The 17,991-nt window shown below is 58.5% G+C and carries 16 protein-coding genes and 1 pseudogene; 9 read left to right on the plus strand and 8 right to left on the minus strand.

All coding sequences use genetic code 11. The annotated features are described in order from the left end of the window. Positions 1-2: 2 nt before the first annotated feature. Complete coding sequence (locus ACSFBM_RS00445; protein WP_435482639.1) at positions 3-1,076, minus strand: ImmA/IrrE family metallo-endopeptidase; 1,074 nt, start codon at positions 1,074-1,076, stop codon at positions 3-5. Then, complete coding sequence (locus ACSFBM_RS00450) at positions 1,073-1,450, minus strand: hypothetical protein (RefSeq protein WP_435482640.1); 378 nt, start codon at positions 1,448-1,450, stop codon at positions 1,073-1,075. Before ACSFBM_RS00450 ends, ACSFBM_RS00445 begins: the two co-directional genes overlap by 4 nt. Positions 1,451-1,927: 477 nt before the next feature. Between ACSFBM_RS00450 and ACSFBM_RS00455 the strand changes: the two are divergent. Continuing rightward, positions 1,928-3,289, plus strand: a pseudogene (locus ACSFBM_RS00455) (IS3 family transposase); the annotation flags it as partial. Positions 3,290-3,378: 89 nt separating this feature from the next. On the opposite strand, the gene ACSFBM_RS00460 reads toward ACSFBM_RS00455, so the two are convergent. Then, a complete protein-coding gene (locus ACSFBM_RS00460; RefSeq protein WP_435482641.1) occupies positions 3,379-3,567 on the minus strand; it encodes a DUF6290 family protein in 189 nt (62 codons plus the stop codon). 103 nt (positions 3,568-3,670) lie between these two features. Between ACSFBM_RS00460 and ACSFBM_RS00465 the strand changes: the two genes are divergently transcribed. The 5 genes from ACSFBM_RS00465 to ACSFBM_RS00485 are packed head-to-tail and all read left to right on the plus strand — an operon-like array spanning position 3,671 to position 6,986. Further along, positions 3,671-3,919: a multiubiquitin domain-containing protein gene (locus ACSFBM_RS00465; protein WP_435482642.1), complete on the plus strand. Its 249-nt coding sequence runs from the start codon at positions 3,671-3,673 to the stop codon at positions 3,917-3,919. Positions 3,920-3,923: 4 nt separating this feature from the next. Further along, on the plus strand, positions 3,924-4,316 hold the full coding sequence (locus ACSFBM_RS00470; protein ID WP_435482643.1) for an E2/UBC family protein: 393 nt from the start codon (positions 3,924-3,926) through the stop codon (positions 4,314-4,316). After that, positions 4,313-5,695 carry a ThiF family adenylyltransferase gene (locus ACSFBM_RS00475; protein WP_435482644.1) on the plus strand — a complete coding sequence of 461 codons (1,383 nt, stop codon included), beginning with the start codon at positions 4,313-4,315 and terminating at the stop codon, positions 5,693-5,695. Before ACSFBM_RS00470 ends, ACSFBM_RS00475 begins: the two co-directional genes overlap by 4 nt. Further along, on the plus strand, positions 5,692-6,012 hold the full coding sequence (locus tag ACSFBM_RS33945; protein ID WP_475544599.1) for a ubiquitination-like system serine protease family protein: 321 nt from the start codon (positions 5,692-5,694) through the stop codon (positions 6,010-6,012). Before ACSFBM_RS00475 ends, ACSFBM_RS33945 begins: the two co-directional genes overlap by 4 nt. A gap of 17 nt (positions 6,013-6,029) precedes the next feature. Continuing rightward, the gene (locus tag ACSFBM_RS00485; protein WP_435482645.1) at positions 6,030-6,986 is read left to right on the plus strand and encodes an SDH family Clp fold serine proteinase; all 957 of its coding nucleotides are present in this window, start codon (positions 6,030-6,032) and stop codon (positions 6,984-6,986) included. Positions 6,987-6,996: 10 nt separating this feature from the next. Here ACSFBM_RS00485 and ACSFBM_RS00490 read toward each other — a convergent pair whose 3' ends face one another. The 5 genes from ACSFBM_RS00490 to ACSFBM_RS00510 all read right to left on the minus strand — a co-directional run bounded on the left by ACSFBM_RS00490 (position 6,997) and on the right by ACSFBM_RS00510 (position 12,872). Next, positions 6,997-8,010 carry a TauD/TfdA family dioxygenase gene (locus tag ACSFBM_RS00490; protein ID WP_435482646.1) on the minus strand — a complete coding sequence of 338 codons (1,014 nt, stop codon included), beginning with the start codon at positions 8,008-8,010 and terminating at the stop codon, positions 6,997-6,999. Positions 8,011-9,341: 1,331 nt separating this feature from the next. Then, on the minus strand, positions 9,342-10,199 hold the full coding sequence (locus tag ACSFBM_RS00495; RefSeq protein ID WP_435482647.1) for an HNH endonuclease: 858 nt from the start codon (positions 10,197-10,199) through the stop codon (positions 9,342-9,344). Continuing rightward, on the minus strand, positions 10,196-11,092 hold the full coding sequence (locus tag ACSFBM_RS00500) for an AAA family ATPase (RefSeq protein WP_435482648.1): 897 nt from the start codon (positions 11,090-11,092) through the stop codon (positions 10,196-10,198). Before ACSFBM_RS00500 ends, ACSFBM_RS00495 begins: the two co-directional genes overlap by 4 nt. 172 nt (positions 11,093-11,264) lie before the next feature. Beyond that, on the minus strand, positions 11,265-12,290 hold the full coding sequence (locus ACSFBM_RS00505; protein WP_435482649.1) for a PDDEXK family nuclease: 1,026 nt from the start codon (positions 12,288-12,290) through the stop codon (positions 11,265-11,267). A gap of 321 nt (positions 12,291-12,611) precedes the next feature. Further along, positions 12,612-12,872 (minus strand): DNA-binding protein, encoded by a 261-nt coding sequence (locus tag ACSFBM_RS00510; protein WP_435482650.1) that lies wholly within the window; start codon positions 12,870-12,872, stop codon positions 12,612-12,614. 478 nt (positions 12,873-13,350) lie between these two features. On the opposite strand from ACSFBM_RS00510, the gene ACSFBM_RS00515 reads away from it, so the two are divergent. From ACSFBM_RS00515 to ACSFBM_RS00525, 3 genes are all read left to right on the plus strand, one after another. Then, positions 13,351-14,718 (plus strand): MATE family efflux transporter, encoded by a 1,368-nt coding sequence (locus ACSFBM_RS00515; protein WP_435482651.1) that lies wholly within the window; start codon positions 13,351-13,353, stop codon positions 14,716-14,718. Positions 14,719-15,011: 293 nt separating this feature from the next. Next, positions 15,012-15,803: a ribonuclease T2 family protein gene (locus ACSFBM_RS00520; protein ID WP_435482652.1), complete on the plus strand. Its 792-nt coding sequence runs from the start codon at positions 15,012-15,014 to the stop codon at positions 15,801-15,803. Between the two features lie 42 nt (positions 15,804-15,845). Continuing rightward, positions 15,846-17,987: a S8 family serine peptidase gene (locus tag ACSFBM_RS00525; RefSeq protein WP_435482653.1), complete on the plus strand. Its 2,142-nt coding sequence runs from the start codon at positions 15,846-15,848 to the stop codon at positions 17,985-17,987. Positions 17,988-17,991: the final 4 nt, after the last annotated feature.

A 17,991-nucleotide genomic window follows, 5' to 3' on the forward strand; every position in this document is an offset into this window, starting at 1 on the left:
GGTTATCCCCAGGTGTAGCGCTTCTTTAAAAAGTTGAGCTTCTCCCTTGGCACTAAGCCTCGATGCTGAAGCTGACCCACAACGATGCCCGGTGAAACCGACAGATTGCGGGCAAACCTCATGATGGCCTTGTACTCATGAGGTAGCGCACGTAACGCAGCCTCCTGCGCCGGCGGCATCAAGACCTTGCCAGCGAAGTCGTTGGCCTCCTGCTCTTCCTTCTCATCGAGGTGTCGCTTCTCTGACCATTCGAGAAACAGGCGATCCTCGTGCAGGATCAGATGCCCGGCTTCGTGAAAGAACGTGAACCAGAAGCTGTCGTCACGCAGATACCGAGCACTGAGCTGAAGGATGGCTTGGCCATTCCTGACCCGCGTTGCACCACTTGCAGGGCAACCTTTGGGCGCTCGGACGATGACAACTGCGACGCCGCACTCGGCACACCTGCGCTGCAGTTCGGGAATGAAATCAGCAGGCTGCTCAACTCTCGTCAGCGGCTTCAGGTCCGATAAAAGGCACTCAAAGTCCGCGCGGGACCATTGAGCCGTGCGAATGCGGCTCGCTGCCAGCTCACCTTTTCTGAGCCAAGCTGCAGCAGATGCAGCTTGCGTAGCGAAGACGGGGGACGTTCTGTATGCCGTAAGACCGGCATGTTCAGAAAGCCAAGCTTCCCGCCATTCATCAACGCTCGACACGTCGAAGAAGGCGAAAGCATGACGAAGCTTGTCCGCCGCGGTGTTCGCGGCATCAAGCCATCCAAACTTAGCCATGTCGGCGAACGGAAGGCTGTACATCCACGCACGGGCGTCATCCTGAATGGACTGAAGGGCTTGCCGGTACTGCGCCTCCCGTGCAAGCCAAAACCGAGGGCTGGCGCCTATCAACGCCGCGAGCCCTTCAGCTCTCGCTTCGTCGATGGGTAAGGCGCCATCGAGCACGCGAGGTAGGTCGTTCTCCACCACACCAAGCGCGCGAGCAACGACCGCTGGTGTTAACCCCTTGCGTTGCGCGAGTTCACGAACGGTCTCCCCAGGGGGCGATGCCCATGCGGGGCTAAATTCAGCGGAGACGCTCACTTGCCGTCCCCGATCCTGATGAGCTTGAGCCTCGTCACTTGGGCCCAATCAATCGCTTCGCGGTTCATCGGCACGCTTTGATGATTAGCATGGCAGTAGAGGCTGAGTCCTTCGCTGAGATGGAACCGTAGCATCCCTTGCCCCTGAGTGCAATTCTCAATTCCGATCCCCATCTGAAAAAGTTCGGCCACAGAATCAACCGCGTTCATGTCGGCCAGTGCTCTGCGCAGTGCCTTGCTGCCCGGCTCGCCAAGCTCCCGCTTTGCCCTTGTCGGGCTTTCACAGGTGGCACGCAACTCCCTCGTCTGAAACGCAATCTCAAGAGGCATAGAGCAGGGATTGTCGCCCACCGGGGCCATGTACTCGATGTACATCGGGTGGACGGCGACGTTGTCGGCGGTGCGCGCCTGCTAAGTTCGATGAAGTGTTCTGAACATCGATGTTGCGGCCGAAACGGGAAATGACAACTAGCACGAGAGGACGGCCACGGCACCAGCGCCCGGCGGGTGCTGGACCGGCGAGCAGATGCAGACCGCATCCTCACGCATGACCTGGGGCGCATCACTGCCCTGGTTGATTGGATTACAACGCCTGCGCTGCGGTCGCAGAAGCGGGCGCTCTGAACCTGCCCGAGCGCACCGTAGGGGTCGCCGTCGGAATGAGGGGAGCCCGTGTTTTCCAGTTCAGCGGCCGCTTCGCCGCTCAAATGCAGTTTGGCTGTTGATTTTCATCTCGAAGTGCTCCGGTTTTCCGTGGGGCGTTGATCCGCATGCAGCACTCAACCTGCCTGATGAACAATGCCCGAGGAGGACATTTCAACGGACTTCCGCTCGATGGAAATGTGGGTCGTTCGAGCGCGGAAATCCACAGAGGTGGCTGTCAGGCACTACCTTGATCACGGGAGCTGCGTTGCATTCACCATAAGGGCGTTGGGCTATCCGGCACGCGATTCGCTGCGTTCCTGGATCCACGAATCACACCCCGAGCTGCACATTCGTGTCGTCGGCCGATCCAACGGGTTAGTGAGGCCACCAGCGATGAAACAGGCAGCTGTCATCGCGCTGTGCACGCGGCAGGAGAGTGCACAAGCCGTGGCCCAAGAGCTGGGCGTGTGCAGGCCAACGTTGTACAACTGGAAGAACCAGCTACTCGGCCGTGAGGTTCCAGCATCCATGAAGCGCCAACATGATCTACCGCCAGGCCCGGAACGGGAGGAGCTGGAGCGCTAACTCCAAGCCCTGCGACGCGACATCCGACGATTGCAGCTCGAACAAGACCTCTTGAAGAAGGCGAGTGAAATCCTAAAAAAGACCGGGGCATCGACCAACAACTCCTGACCAAATCGGGAGAAGACGCTGCTGGTTGATGCCCTGAGGCAGACATACACCCTCGTGGAACTGCTCGACGAAGTGGGCTTGGCACGCAGTTCCTACTTCTACCATCGAGCCCGGCTCGATGCTGCGGAAAAGTACGCCGAGGTGCGTCAAACCCTCGCCGACATCTTCGAGTGCAACCACCGTTGCTTTGGTTACCGCCGGCTGCAAGCTTCGCTGGCCAGGCAGCGCGCGAGCATCTCGGAGAAGGTCGTGCAGCGGCTGATGAAACAAGAGTGCTTGGTCGTTGCCAAGCCGAAGCGGCGCAGGTATGGCTCATACCTGGGAGAGATCAGTCCGGCGCCAGACAACCTTCTCAACCGAGACTTCCGGGCTGCCGCGCCCAACGAGAAGTGGCTCACTGACATCACGGAGTTCCAGATCCCGGCCGGCAAGGTGTATCTGTCTCCTATGATCGACTGCTTCGACGGCATGGTTATCAGCTGGTCGCTCGGTACGCGCCCGGACGCTGAACTCGTCAACACGCTGCTGGATGCGGCCATCGAGACGGTGGTAGATACCGAAGACCGGCCCGTCGTTCACTCCGATCGTGGTGCCCACTATCGCTGGCTAGGCTGGCTATCGCGCATCGCCAATGCGAAGCTGATTCGCTCGATGTCGCGCAAGGGATACTCGCCTGATAACGCGGCATGTGAAGGCTTCTTTGGTCGGTTGAAAACCGAGCTGTTCTATCCTCGCAATTGGCCGGCCACAACTATCGAGCAGTTCGTACAGGCCGTGGACTCCTACATCCGTTGGTACAACGAACAACGGATCAAGATCTCCCTGGGCTCTCTCAGCCCAATCGAGTACCGAGAGAGTCTTGGACTTACGGCATAAAACCAGTCCAAGTTTTTATCCGCACCCCCGGTGGCTCAGTTCTACTTCGGCGCGGACAAGCAGGGCTGAGGATGCCATCTCTTCGGGCTCTACGCTTTAAGTAAACGCTCAGCTCGGCTTATTTTTTCCCGCAGGCTCGTCTGGAAATCTGGTGTACGCGCCACACGGTCCACATGCTCGGCGATCGCCGCACGAATCACCTCTGAAACGGGGCGGTTCTCCACGGTCGCAACCGTCTCCAGCGCATCCGCCTGTTCTTCGGAAAGGCGAATCGTCATCGCTTTAGCGCTTTTCATACGGCGAATTTTTTCACCATGTCACCTTGGTTGTCAATAAAAAAGATACCATGGTATCATGCAACCACACTATCGGAGTTGAGCAATGAGCCAAGCAGAAAAGCCCGCCGCGCATCCCATCAACATCCAGGTTGACCGAACGCACTACAAGGTAGAAACCGCATCGCTCACTGGTCAAGAACTGCGAGACCTTGCCAGCATCCCCTCCGACCGCGACTTGTTTCGCGTCGTTCCAGGCGGCTCGGACGTGAAGATTGAAGTGGGCGACACAGTTCAGCTCAAGAGCGGTGACCGCTTCTTTACGGCGCCCAGTCAAATCAATCCCGGAGCCTAATCACATGAGCCTCCCCGCATCCGAGATGGCCTTCCTGACCGAGCGGGGGAGCCCGTTTCAGGTGCTTCAGGAAGGAGGGATGAATTGCTTGTTGCTTCCGAAATATCGGCTCCCGGCAGGATTCACAGTGTTGTCGGCAGACCTCCTGCTGCGGTTGAACCTAGGCTATCCCGACGTTCCTCCGGACATGTGGTGGTTCGAGCCGGCGGTGTTACGGGCAGATGGCCGTGTTATCGCCAACACAGATGTCTTTGAGGATCATCTTGGGCGACGTTGGCAGCGTTGGTCACGTCACCTTAACCCGGATCAATGGCTCGCAGGCCGTGATTCGCTGGAATCTTTTCTAGCCCTAATTGACAGTGACCTGCGAAAGAGCGTTTCGGGGTGCGCGCAGTGACCGCGACGCTAGTCCTGACGACTGCTATCTATGAGCAGATGCGAACCGTCGCCTCCGAGCCGTTAGAAACCGCTGGGGTACTGCTCGCGAGTTACGTAGCCACTTCGGACGGCATTCGACTGCTGGGGCGGGAGTACCACTCGGTGCCCGACAGGGCCTATCGCGTTCGTAAGGTCGACAGTTTGGGTATCTCGTCAGATGGATACGTGCCGGCACTTTCGCGTGCGGAGCAACTTGGCGCAGTGGCCATCTGGTTTCACACTCACCCCGGAGAGGGGTCCTGGCCCTCGCCGAGCTCGTGGGACGACAAAGTGGACGAGGAACTCGCGGAGACGTTCCGGCTTAGGACGAACCGTGAGTTCTATGGCACTCTTATCTTCAGCCCCTCTGCAGGAGAGGTCGCCTTCACAGGCCGAGTGCTAATTGCCAATGAGACCGACGCCGTGTTGGATAGGCTGTGGGTGGTGGGTGACCGCCTAAAATTGATGCACTCGTTCGGGAGCACGGCCCTACACCCACTAGCAATCTACGACCGCAATGTTCGGGCGTTCGGCGCTCCTATTCAGTCTGCTCTTGCGGACCTCAAGGTTGGCGTCGTGGGTTGCGGCGGTACAGGGTCTTCTGTCCTCGAGCAACTGGCTCGCCTCGGCGTCAAACGCTTTCTGCTTATCGACCCGGAGAGGCTCGCTCCCAGTAACGTCACTCGAGTGTACGGCTCCACTTTGAGCGACGTAAATGCGCCGAAGGTCGAAATTGCCACTCATAACATTCGAAAAATTCAACCTGAGGCTTCGATCGAGGCGATCGAGTCCACATGCAACGTCGAAGCGACGGCCAAACGCCTAAGCGATTGCGACATAGTCTTCGGTTGTACAGACGACAACGCCGGTCGCCTAGTGTTGTCTCGCCTACCCTACTACCTGTTGACTCCGGTCATTGATATGGGTGTGCTTCTCTCGGCCGATAGCAAAGGACAGATGACGGGTATTGATGGCCGTATTACCACCTTGGTCCCCGGCCACGCGTGTCTAATCTGCCGCAACCGTATTGACGTCGCGCGCGCAGGCGCCGAACTGATGACCCCCGAGGAGCGCAGACGCCTCGAAGGTGAGGGCTACGCGCCAGTACTCGGCAGGACGGAGCCTGCAGTGGTGACGTACACGACGGCTGTGGCCGCGGCGGCGGTCAGTGAACTGCTCGAACGTTTAGTTGGCTATGGTCTTAGTCCAACCCCTGGAGAGGTCCTCTTACGACTGCACGACCGAGAAATGTCGACAAACCTCGCCGTGCCTCGGTCAAACCATTACTGTGACCCAACTGGGGGTAAGTACGGCGTAGGCATGAGTGAGCCTTTTTTAGACCTGGGTTGGTCAAAATGAAGTTTCCATGGACGCAGTGGCTTCCCTTTCGCCTCTGGCGCCTTGTCGCCGTTGTCGACGCTGCAGACGAAGTTCCAGATCGTCTTCCGACTCGCGGCATGGTTCTCGTAGGTAGCGCCGACTACCCGAAGTGGATGGCTTTCGACTGCCCGTGCAAACAAAGTCATCGAATCCTCGTTCCGCTGGACAGGTCGAAGAAGCCGCATTGGAGATTTACTGGCGTCGAGAAGGTGAGCCTGTTCCCGAGCGTTGACGCTTTTCGGGGGAAGGTTCGCTGCCATTATGTGATTCGTGACGGACGGACTAAATGGGTTTGAGTTTGGAGGGGCAATCAATGGATGAGAACGAGAATCCTGAGACTTCATTTGTCGCGGATGCGAGCACAAGTGTAAAACCACCGCCCGAAGCAATCGCCGTGGCACGGCCCTCTGTGCGCAAGACGCCAATGTATCAAGCGATGCAGGCTCCGCGATACCAGCGGCAGAGCATCATCAAGAAAATCATGCACCTGCGAGAGCGGGAGGTTGTCTGCTACGTTGGCGGCGATTCAAGCCAAATTAGCCGCAAGGATGTGATGTTCCTCAGCGACCTGCTGTACAACGTTCCTCGAGGTTCATCGGTGGATTTGCTGTTGCACACCAAGGGCGGCGACATGGACGCCGCGGAGAAACTGTCCTCTATGGTCCGGGAGGTTGTGGGTACGAGCGATCTCACGGTGGTCATTCCCGACTATGCGAAGAGTTCCGGCACTCTGATTGCACTCGGCGCGGACCAGTTGATGATGAGCGACAGTTCAGAACTGGGGCCAATTGACCCGCAGATTGTGGTCGAGGACCCCGAAGGCAAGCGGATGGCAAGCTCGCTAATCAGCTACTTGGATGCGTATGACTCTCACGCGAAGAGGCTGCGGCAAGACCCGAGCGATGCTGTCGCCAGGCTCATGCTTGAAAAGTTCGACCCGACTAAGCTCCATCAGTTGCAGATGGCACGAGAGCGCGTCTTGAGGATTGCGGAGAAGCAGCTCCAAGAGGGCATGTTCCGCAAGCCGCCTCTCGGAAACTTCACGGGCATTCCTCGTAAGCTGATTGACGTGGCGCACTACGCGTCGCACGGCCAGATGATTGGATATCGGGAATGCAAGGGACTGGGCCTCCGAGTAGATTACCGCGCACCCGGCGACGAGTTGTGGGACCTGTTTTGGCAGCTCTACTGCTTTCAGCGGCTGGAAATTAGCGACAACTCGCGGAAGATTCTTTTTGAATCCAGCTACGCCTGCCTAGCATCTGAGTAACGCTGTCGGCCTAGGGGTAAAGTTGAAACGGTCGTTCCACGTAGCGCTGGTCAACCTCCAAAAGGGCCGGCCGGATACCGTAGGTTCGCAGCAGCCAGCGCTCCTTCTCGCCTGCGGCCGCTCCAACTTCGGCTCGCCCATGAATCGCGCGTCGATTGTTGACCCACAGAAGGTCGCCAGGGTTCAACACAACGCCTTCACTATTTGCCGCGCAGTACTTTTCCAAAGCATCTAATGCCGGTTTCGCGTGCGCGGACGCGTCATGCGCAACATCGACGTTGCTGTGGCTAAACCGCAAAACAAAATCGCGGGCTCCGTGCAAGAGCGCACCGCCATCAACAATATGTTCCGAGCCCAAGATGTCGAGCATCCCCTCCTTAAAAGTGCCTTGAGCCCCAATGACAAATTGGGGTTCACGTAGAGCCGTCAGGAGTTCAGGAGTAAGTTGCTCAATCAGCGGAGCCATCGGGATGACCCGGGTAGCCACTCCGTGCGGATTGCGAAGGCATGCCAAGCCGACCCAATCGGGAGCCGGTGCCATTCTGTAGAACGTCTCGTCGCGCGTTCCGGGAAAAGGGAAAGTGACCCCATCTGTGTGCCCACGCATACCACCATGGGATTTGCGCACCTTACGACCCTTGCCCACTTGCGGGACCAAGTTGACGAATGGATGGCCGGCATTCTCCGATCCGTAACTGATGGTTTCGAGCCCCAAGAGGTGATTGAGCATGGAGGCCGCCAGGGCGCCTCTAACTGCCCCTCCGTCAGCAGGTACAGGAATGAAATTAAGCGGCGTGTCCGTCGCCAAACCCGCATCAAACGCGCCAGAAAGGTGCAACATTGAATGTGTGCGAATGCTCACACTCGAAAAAAGTTCCAGCCCACTGTGAATCTTTTCAGCTATAGGGGTAATTACCCGCGGGTCTTGCAGAACGGCCGCACAGCTGTCCAACCCATGTGTCTCAAAGGCCTGTTCGACTGCCTGGAAGAGGATTGCTGCAAGTTGCTGGGGTTGGAAAGTCATTGACTAGATGATACAGTGTTGATACGCCATTTTTTACTGATTATTGGAGAACGCCCTTGGTTGCAACCGCACGATTGGAGCCCAGAGAACGACCTGCGGACGATGAGCGCGCTCTCGTGGACAACGTGCGTCTATCGTCTTTGTTAGCATCAGGTCACAATGTAATTTCATCCGGACGAAATGGGTATACGGTCCAAAGCGTCATACCTGCTAGGGGGCGAGTTGAAGCCAATGCGGAATCGCTGCCGAAAGCGGTAGGAAGCCTTACAGAGCAAATCTCTCAATTGGTGTGGGATGCTGGCCCAATCAAGCAGTGGCCGCCTGAGTGGGTACAACTGCTTGATGACGTACCAACGCCTTCGCCAAAAGTCGAAAGGCCGCCTGAGAGAACAAAGGAGCGCTATCTCTCTATCGGGATGAGCACGAGCGCGGCGCTCCACAGCGCGCTTGAGAACCGAGCGCAAGCACTTGAAAGCACCGTCTCGCAGGTCGCTCGAGACTTGTTCTTGCTTGGCATGGCTGCTTTGGACCGTAGTGTCGAGGAGGAAGACCTCGACACGACTTACGTCAACTTTAGGGATAGCTATGCAGCACTTAATACCGGTGACAGCATTCGCTGGATGCTGCGTGTGGAGCGCCGGAAGTATCTAGGAGCACAGATGCTAGCCAGGGAGCTTCGATGCTCTCTTGCACAGCTTGCGGGATGGTGTGTGCAGTACGCCGTTCGCACACAACCAGTTCTCATGGAGAGCTGATGACAAGGCCCCTATGCGGGCCACACTTCGCTGGGTGCTCCCATCATTCGTGTGAAGGTGCACCGTGGGAACGTACTGCAGCCAAGTAAGCGTAAGCGGATGGTCATCCCATCTTGATTTCCGGAATTGGTCGGTGCAGGTCAGTACACGATGCAACAGACTTCACTGTGCATCGCGCAGGGATAGCTGCTGATCTGAGGGGGCGAGGCGTCATCTGGTTTCTGCGGCTTGGACTGCTGTCGAAGACGAACGGTTCAGCCACCTCGCCACACACAGCCTCCTCTTGTGCGAGGGGAAAGAGAGTCTTTCGCATATGTTCTTGCCCGTTTCGCAAAAGACAGGGTGATGGCCCGTCGATAGACTGCCCTCATCCAGATCAACTTGACTTCGGCAAAGACCGATCTGAAGCGATGAATGACCGAAGCGCGGTGCGTCGCCATGCCTAGCTTCCTGCAATATCACCAAATCATTTCCCTTGGGCAACCTCCGGAGCGCTGAAGCTGATCGACTTGTGTGTGCCCGTGATCTTGTCTCGCTCAATCGAGCCTCGCAGCTTGCCCCTTCATTAGGAGCTTTTCAAGCGGCCGGGTTCTCTTCGATCGTGCCAGCTTCGACTCGCGCCTTGAGATAGTCGACGGCGCTTTGATCGGCCAGGATTCCAGCAATGAGCATGGATTCCCAGTTGTTCGGTGTGCCGAATGTGGTGTCGTGTGAATCCAGGCGACTTTGGAGTGCGGCTTCGACGCCTGCTCCAAATTTGAGCGCTTCAAGAACCTGCCTGGGATTTCTCACCAGCGTGATCCATCGGTCCTTGAGGGTGTTGGCGATCGAGGTTTTTCGCACCACGTTTTCGAGATGCCATTCAACGGTTTCTCCCGTGTCAGGCGCTAACCCAGCCACGGGAACGATCTCGACGATCGGCGTCGAATAGGGCGGCACAAGGCGGGCTATGACAACGCGAGTGAGCAGAAAATCATCGATGTAGGGATGGATAGGACGGCTGTTAGGCGTCTCGCCGGCGTACGAGTCATTCTTCTTTCGGTTGCATTGATCGCAGGCAGGGACGAGGTTGTAGGAGAAGATTGAGAAAACCGGCCATGGACTCTTTGGCAGCACATGGTCGACGGTCGCAGGACTCGCGGACCCACACATGGGACACACACCGGGGCTCAGCTCGGAACGAACTGTCGCAATGAACCCAAGCTGCGCGCATCCTGAGGTGTAGTGAGTCTTCAATGCCTGAGCCAATGGTTCGGGAAGAAGCGGATGAGATGAAGGAACGGACCCTTCAACAAGCTCCCGGTATCGCTGATAGGCAACTACAAGCTTGGCGCGATGCTCTTTGAGCAAAGGGTATGAACTCAGACTCTTGTCATTGCTCATGACTTGAATGTTGCTGCGGTCATTGACCGAGATTTTTTCGATTCGCTTCATTCGAAAGAGCCCCGCTGACGCTTGAGAATCTCTGATCGAATGTGGCTGATCGCCTCATTGCTGAACTCAGTGTGAAGGCGATTCAGGGTGAGCTCGAAATCAACGTCTGGCAAATCCTTGAGCGCATCAACAGTCAACCGCGCCAACGCGGGAACGGTTTCATCACCAAAAACATATGAGGATACGGCCTCGACGCTGGCACCGAGAGTTTGGAGGCGCGGCCTTCGGATGGTTGGTGAGCCGTCCTCTGCGCGACTCATGATGGAAACATCCTTGGCTGTAACCTCGCGCACAACGAAAGCTGAGTGGCTGGCAACAAGTGCAAATGAGCCTGTGCGAACGAGAATGTCGCGCAAAAGCGCCATAAGGTGGGTGATGAAATTTGGGTGTAGGTGATTTTCAGGCTCGTCGACGAGAACCAATGTCCCGATCTCTATGGATGCGCACAGATTCAATGCGAACCGAAAGAAAAGTTCTTGCCCACTGCTCAACGGTGATGGCGTGTTGCGCTGTCGCGCGAAAAACATCGGAGGCTGTGAGGCATCGACTTCTGCATGTGCTTCGAAGAACTCCGAACCTTTCAACGAGGTGAGACGAGACAACGTCACGTACTTTCTTTGCTTGGATTCATCTTGCATCAGTGGGAGTGCAATCTGAGAGAAAGTCAGCCAGCTCCTGATGGCTAAGCGGAACAGGTTGATTCGCTTGGCCCCGCCAATTTCCTCTTCATCACGCAACGTGTCCAGCAGTGCCGAGGTCAATCGATTGCGTCCGGATTTTTGCCGTGCTTGACCTTGAGGAGAAAGCGCAAAGAAGCGGTACTGCAGGTTCTGCTGGCTTCGAAGAGACGTCGGCAGGGAGGTCTGGCTTGGAACCCCCGAAAATGCGATCACTCTGCTGAACTCTCCTCGAGGTTCGAGGCTTGCATGGGTGCCCGGATCAGCCAAAGCCGAGACTAGGCGTGCCAGCGTTTGGGACTTACCGACGCCGTTCTCTCCAATGAGTACGTTGATGCGTCTGTCAAAAAATTGGCCTTCGCCGAAATCGAGCTGGACGCAGTGGTTTTCACTGAACGTAGGAAGTCTGAAGACGAGCTGCGCAGCTGCCCTGGTCAGAGTGATCGATCTCTTTTCTCGTCCAGAAAGGATGTCTGCAGCCCGCCTGTACGCAAAGTAGCGTCCCGTTGAGCGCAGCAGATGCAGGCGAAATGCATCGCATGCTTTGATCTGTGGCAACCATATAGCGGGCTTTTTCTTGAGCTCTTCTACTGCGACAACTGCGGCGAAGGTCTAGCAGCAGTTGACCTTTCCACGCGGCTTGCCAGAACGCATGCTGAGCGGTCTCCAGGTTCACCTGGAGACGTGCGCATATCTCCTCCAGCGTGCACCTCAACGACGCACCGACCATGGCCTTGGCGACCGCTGAAGCCTTGCTCAAGACCAAGGCTGGAAGCGGCTCGGATATGAAGCCCCAGCCGGAACTGCATCGAAGGCAGTTTGCAACAGTGCTGTCGTACTCCTGGGGCGTGATCAGAAGCCACTCGACGCCGCGCCGGCGCCAGTACTCGCGCTCGATCGAGAGCAGTTGCCGCTCTCGAGGTTTCAGCGCATCGAATTTCCCGTACTTGAAGGAGACCGCCAGAAGATACTTGACGCCGTTGTAGGACATCAAAGTAAGCAGGTTGTCAGTGGTGAATTCCCAATCGCAGATTTCACCGTCGCCCGAGACTCTCGGGTGTCTGAAGCCGAGCTCTGCTGCAATTTTCAGCGTGCCATCGAAGAGACCGCCCGGCGCCGCGACGTCATAGCTTTTCAGTTCATGCGGAGCAGCGTTGCGTGACAGCTTGAACTGCTCGCGACTGTCGAAGACATTCGACATCAGAATGATGAACAGTTCGCCCTTCCATTCGCCGTCGCTGAGAAGTTCGCGGAATCGATCGCGCCAGTAGAGAAGGTGTGATCGCCCCTTACTGGAGGGATCGCCGCGGGACACGCGGTGCCACGGAGTGAAATCTTCAAGGGTGCCAGTGCTTCGACCTTGGGCTATGAAGCGGGCAAGAACTTTAGGAGTGAATCTCTTGGTCGTCCTCATGACAGACCTCGAGAAAAGGAAGGGAGCATGTTTTTCATGGCTACGCTTTCGGAGCGAGCTTCATCCCTCGGCGAGCCTGTCGCCGAGTGAACAAAAATGAACAAACGAAGCAACCCTGCCTCACGGAAGCGAGGCTAAAATTTAGGCGTCAATACTGAACCCGATTGGGTTGCTCCAACGATTCACCCGAAGATGCGACGAGGATCTTTCGGGGCGCAGACATGCAGACGCAGCTGTTCCACCAGCTGCGTCTGCTTTTTTCATGGCAAGTCGAGTGTTCGGCTATGTCATATGCGAATCGGTCCTTCTGAAATTAGCAAGTCAGGCGCGCTTGAGCCCGAGCGCGACTGCGATGGCGTGTGACTGTCCTCGCAGGCACTTGCGTTCACCGCGCAGGACTGCGTACACCAAGGCGCGGCTGAAGCCGTTTGCATCTGCCCAGCCCGCTGCTGTGGTGCCCGTGCTGCGGAGTCGTTTCCAAGCTTGATTCGCGCTACCGCCGCCGTCCGACCGCGCCTTATCTGATGTCAGAAGTTGGACTGCAGGGTTGGTCGGTACACCGATGAGGCGCTCGTGATGCATGTCAATATTCTGCCATAAGTGCGAAAAAAGCCTTTGAAATCAATGACTTAGCATCTTATTCATGTATTGGCACAAAAGAATTGAAAATCGCTCGAAACTTGGCGATCGTGCTGTCTTTTGAGCATTGGATCGGATCAAGTCGCTGGGCTAGCAACGGCTCGCCTTCGGTGGGATCTGCTCAAGGGATTCACGCGCGTAGGTGTGTCACTCCCCCTGCATCTGAACAGCCGCATTGACGAGTTACTTCCTCATCGCTGGTGCCGAGCGAGTTGATCGATCCACGCTTCATGCAACCTAGTTCCTACCTCCAAGGAAACACTGAGGAATCGCCGGAATTTCGCTCCGCGACTGCACATACGTTGTGGACATGGGAAGTCGACGTTCGTAAGCATGCGAGTGCGCTCGGGCGCTAAGTAGTCGGTAGACCATCAGAGCGCTGGTAGAGTGAGCACTCCAGCCTCCGACACGAATCAACTCCGTGACCGCCGCTGCAAGACCTTCACCCCAAGAGACTTCGCGCCGATCTTTGGGGCAGCAGTTCATCATCTTTTTGCTCCCGCTGTTGCTGGGCAATGTGTTGCAAGCGCTGTCCAACACAATCAACGGCATCTTCCTCGGCCGTATGTTGGGCGCGAGTGCCATCGCCTCTGCTGCAGGGGTCTTTCCCGTTCTAATGTTCTTCACTGCCTTTGTGATCGGCCTTGGAACGGGTGCTTCGATCCTTGTGGGCCGTGCGTGGGGCGCCAGGGATCTCACCAAGGCGCAGGAGATCGCCGGAGCTGCGCTGGTCGGCGGTATGGGGCTGGGCCTTGTCGCTGCCCTGGTTGGCATCGTCTCCGTGGACACATGGCTGCAGTGGATGCACACCCCGCCAGAGATTCGGCAGGCTGCAACCGGCTACGCACGTATCGCCGTGCTGGCCTTTCCGGCGGTGTTTGTGTTCATGCTGATTTCCGCCGTATTGCGAGGCACTGGCGACACACGCACCCCGCTTATCTCGCTCGCGATCGCTTGCGCCGCTTTGATTGTTCTGACACCGACCCTCATTGGCGGAGCACTGGGCATGCCGCGTCTTGGGGTGGAAGGGGCTGCGCTGGCTAGCGCGTGTGCAACATTGCTCTCGCTCGTGTGGCTGATGCGTCATCTCGCGAAGCGGCGCTCACCCTTTGCTCTTAGCAGCATTGCACCGCATCTTCGCTTCAATCGCGCGATCCTATTTGAGATCCTGCGACTCGGCGTGCCCACGGGGCTTTTCTTTGTCACCGGCTCGCTGGCGGACATGATGCTGCTATCCCTGGTCAACAGCTACGGCGCCACGGCTACCGCTGCGTGGGGCGCGGTGAATCAGGTGATGGCATACGTGCAGATGCCAGCTATGTGTATTGCCATCGCGGCCTCTGTATTCGCGGCACAAGCTATTGGGGCCAAAGAATTTTTTCGGGTTGGGCAGATCACGAACACCGGCATCTGGATGAACTTGGCCCTCACGGGAGGCGCGGCGACGATGGCAGCGCTTTTCTCATCAAGCGCTGTGCGCCTGTTCGTAGTTGAGCCTGAAGTTGTTCAGCTTGCCGGATCTTTGCTTCACATCACGGTCTGGGGCAGTGTCCTGTTTGGTATTGCCAGCGTGTTTAGTGGGGTGATGCGTGCAGCTGGGACAGTGCTCATCCCGACCACGATTTCACTCGTCTGCCTGGCAGTTTTATTGGTGCCGCTGGCCAGCCTTTTCAACGGGTTCTTTGGCATCCACGGTCTTTGGATGGCCTATCCAGCCACGTACGGGAGTGCCTTGTTGTTCCAGGCGCTGTACTTCTATCGAATCTGGAGGCGCGTGCCAACTGTTTGAGCGACCTCATTGCCAACTTTAGAAATGCGTCAGCTCGAAGAGTAGCAATGAGCCAGGACGCAGCCGTCGATCTCAGACGATGCTTGCCTTTGCGGGCGTGAAAGATGGACGCACCAGTCGCTCACGAAGATTTGCCCCGTATGACGTACGTCACGCCAAGGGGCCGACCGCCGTGAACCGGTGCGCCTAGGCGGCGCCGGGAACCTGTTTGTGATCCTCCATTTGAAGGATGACAGCCAGCCCAGACGTCTCTACCATGAGCGCCAAAGTGCGAAACGCATGCGGAGGGACACGTGAACAATCGATCTCTACAGGCCGTGGCGCGCGCCGCGCGCGCGTTTCTGGGCTGCGCCATCGCCGCCGTGGCGATACCAGCTGCAGCGCAGCAGGTTTGCAGCCTCCCGCAGAGAGTCACGCCGTCACCTCCCAAAACCTATCCGGACGCAAACCCCAAGGCGCCGCGCGACTACCATGTGCTCTCTGTCTCCTGGTCGCCCGACCACTGCTTCAACATTTTGAAGAAAGCGGAGACGGACCCAAAGATTCTGGATAAGCACCGCCACCAGTGCGCATCTTCTAACCGGTTCGAGTGGGTCGTCCACGGCCTGTGGCCGCAGAACCTGCAGGCCAAGAACACCAGCGAACACCCCCGCGCCTGCGAGAGTTCGGAATCCCTGCCGGCCGACCTACTGCGCAAGCACTTGTGCACGCTCCCCGGCGAAGACCTGATGCAGAACGAATGGCAGGCCCACGGCACCTGCGGCTGGAGCGCGCCCAGCGCCTACTTCAGCGACATAGAGACGATCTGGAGCCAACTGGCGCGGCCCAAAGTGGAACAGACCGTCACCACGCAGAAGCCCGCGCAGGATGCGGTGCTGACGACCGCCGGCGACATCAAGCGCGCCTGGGCCAAGGCCAACCCGGACCGCATCAAGCCGGAGATGGTGCGCGTCAGCGTCTCTTCGGGCAACTTCCTCAAGGAAGTGATGGTGTGCATGGACAAAGCCTACACACCCATCCCGTGCCCGCCCGGCGGCACGCCCGATCAGCAGCAGATCCGCGCGCGGCTTCTTAAGACGAAATGAACGTGTGGGCCCAGCCCTCCAGCACGAGCAGGACCTGACACCATGAAGCGCACCGAAGCAACCAACGACCACAAGATCCACCCGCTGCTACGCGTCGTCAAGAACCGCGACGATGTTGTCAACGCGTGTGGCGCGGAGTTTTCCACCCGGCTCGCCACCAGCGACTTTCTCGGCGCCTCCGAGAGATTTGACAGCCCGGCTTTGGACGCCAGCCTCAGCTTCGCGCTCGGCACGGTCACCGGCGACCAGATCCCCAAGTCGCCCAAAGCCAGCCGCAGGCCGTCGCTGGGCGACACCGGCGCTGCGCGCCAAGCCTACGTCAACGTGTTCATCGAGGTTTTTCAGGGCGGCTGGGAAGGCACGGGCCCCGCCCGCCAGGTCATGGCGGAGCTAGAGCGGCTGCTGATCGAGAGCGCGCTCGCCCGGTCGCCCGAGCGGGACGGCTTCGTTCCCCGCCGCAACCCGATCCCCCAGCGCAACCTGATCTCCGCGACCATCCCCGTCGCCCTGCTGGCCAGGGTGGCCGACCTGCCCGAGGTGGCCTACATCCACGCTGCGGAGTCCATCGCCCTGTCCATCCCCCCGGTCCTGGCGACCCCAACCAACGTCAAACCCACGCCGCGGGCCGTGACCGCGGGCGGCACCAAGCAAACCGGCACTGGCGTGCTGATCGGCATCATCGACGTGGGCGGTTTCGACTTCGCCCATCCGGACTTTATGGACGCCAACGGCAACACCCGCTTCGAGGCGATCTGGGACCAGGGTGGCAAATTCCGCGGCCCTCCGTCCAAGTTCGGCTACGGCTCTGAGCTGACAGCCGACCGCCTGTCAAGGGCCATCGCGCGCGAGAAGGCGGGCGGTATGCCGGCCGTGGACCTGGAACTGCAATCGCAGCGGGTGCCCGGCTCCCATGGCACGCATGTCGCCAGCATTGCCGCCGGAAGAAGCGGCATCTGCCCGAGCGCCAGGATCGCCGCAGTGCTGCTTTCCATCCCGGTCGCGGCCGACGTCCGTGAGCGCCGTCAATCCACCTTCAGCGACTCGTCGCGCATCACCGATGCCATTGAGTACTTGTTCGACCTAGGCAAAAAGCTCAACTTGCCAGTCTCCATCAACATCAGCTTGGGCACCAACGGCGGCCCGCATGACGGCTCCAACGGCCCCTGCCGCTGGATCGACGCATCGCTGACCACGCCGGGCCGGGCGATCTGCCTGGCCGCGGGGAACGCGGGCCAGCAGGACGGCCTCACACCCGATGACCTGGGCTGGATGATGGGCCGCATCCACACCATGGGGCAGATCAAGTCCGCAGGCCTGGACGTGGACCTGGAATGGATCGTCGTGGGCGACGGGATCGCTGACGTCTCCGAGAACGAGCTGGAGATCTGGTACAGCCCGCAGGATCGCATCACGGTGTCGGTAATGCCCCCCGGCTCCAACACCTGGTACAGCGTGTCGCCGGGCGAATTCATTCAGAACAAGCGGATGGCCAACGGCACTTTCCTGTCCATCTACAACGAGAAATACCATCCGAGCAACGGCGACAACTACATCGCCATCTACCTGTCGCCCAACCTTGCGCCGGAATCCTTTGCCCCGATCGCCCCTGGCGTCTGGAAGGTGCGGCTGCACGGCGACGAAATCCGATATGGCCACTTCCATGCGTGGATCGAGCGCGACGACCCAATGGAGCTAGAGCGCAAGGAGAAGCTGCGCGCCTACCGATTCCCCTCCTTCTTCTCCAAGAACAGCAACGTCGATTCCCACTCTATCGGCTCGCTGGCCTGTGCGCACCGGGCGATTGCCGTAGCCAACGAGCACACCAGCGCCTACGCTATCAACATCTCCAGCAGCCAGGGCCCGACCCGCGAGGGCCGCAACAAGCCCGACATCGCGGCGCCCGGCACCGACATAGTCGCGGCCTGCGGCTTCCACGAGGAACAGGACTGGATCTCGATGACGGGCACCAGCATGGCCAGTCCCTTCGTCTGCGGCGTGGTCGGACTGATGCTGGCGGCGCGCAACAACCTTAACGCCGCGCAGTGCGAAGGCATCCTCAAGCGCACCGCCCGACCCCTGCCATCGCATGGCTACGAATGGCGCAGCGATGCGGGCTACGGGGTGGTCGACCCAGTCGCGGCGATCAACGAGGCCCTCAACTTCGAATCACGCACCGAGCGCTGAAGGA

It is taken from the genome of Variovorax pasteuri, assembly GCF_051216435.1.
In the GTDB taxonomy this organism is placed as follows: Bacteria; Pseudomonadota; Gammaproteobacteria; order Burkholderiales; family Burkholderiaceae_C; genus Variovorax.